Below are 916 nucleotides of genomic sequence, written 5' to 3'. Positions count from 1 at the left end.
CCGTCGCGAAGGGGGTGGCCGAGGGGCGTGAACTCTTCGGTGAAGTAAGGCTGTTGAACGCACAGGGGACCACTGCCGGAGTGGGACGGGTGCCCTCGACCTGCGCGGGGCGGTACCCGCGCCCACGGACCGTGCCGAACCCGTACGGCGACACCGACGCGCTGCCCATGCTGGAAACCTCTCGCGAGATCCGAACGATTTTGCGCATATCTTGACTGTTCGAATCGAAAGGTGCGTAACGTGACACTCCGTGAAGGGTTACGGGTCGCGGCACAGAAAAAGCCCGCAACCGTTTTCCACCGGTTGCGGGCTTCCTCGTCTCGGGAGGCCGGGTCAGGACGGCGTCACAGCAGCCCGTCCCACATCTGCTCCAGCAGCACCGACCACCAACTGTCCGGCGAACCGAGCGCCGCCGGGTCCAGCGAGGCCAACTGCGCCTGGAAATCGACGGTCCAGCGCCCCGCCTGCTCGGGGTTCAGCCCGAACCGCAGCCGCCACATCCGCCCCAACAGGGCGAGACAGCGCGCGAATTCGGGCAGCCCCGAGTTCACGAACTGCGGCGCGACAGGCGCCCCGCCCGGCCCCGCCTCGACCGGCACGGCGACGATGTTGGCGGTGCCGTACTGCACACAGATCGCCTTGCCGAAGTCGCTGCCCATCACGAGGTACGACCCCGCGTCGGACGACGGCTGCACACCCCGCTCCTGCGCCAGCTCCGCCAGCGTCGGGACCGGCCGGCCCGGCTGGGCCTGCGCCCAGAAGAACGGGCCCATGTCCAGCGGCAGCCCCGCCGCGACCAGCGTGTGTACGACACCCTCGTCGAGGATGCACATCACCTGCGGCGGGTTCTCCTTCTCCAGAACCTTCTGCCGCTCCATCCGCAGACCGACGTAGTGCTCTACCTCTTCTGAGCTGC

Annotated in this window: 1 protein-coding gene; it reads right to left on the bottom strand. The window is 68.2% G+C overall.

Translation table 11 applies throughout. From position 1 onward, the window contains the following. Positions 1-344 precede the first annotated feature (344 nt). Positions 345-916, bottom strand: a 572-nt coding sequence (locus ACVNF4_RS36485) for a Scr1 family TA system antitoxin-like transcriptional regulator (protein ID WP_461807101.1), incomplete at its 5' end; no start/stop codon positions are given.

The organism is Streptomyces sp. S6 (assembly GCF_054880855.1).
The sequence above is the reverse complement of the archived record's forward strand: the minus strand, read 5'-3'. Positions and strand labels throughout refer to the sequence as shown.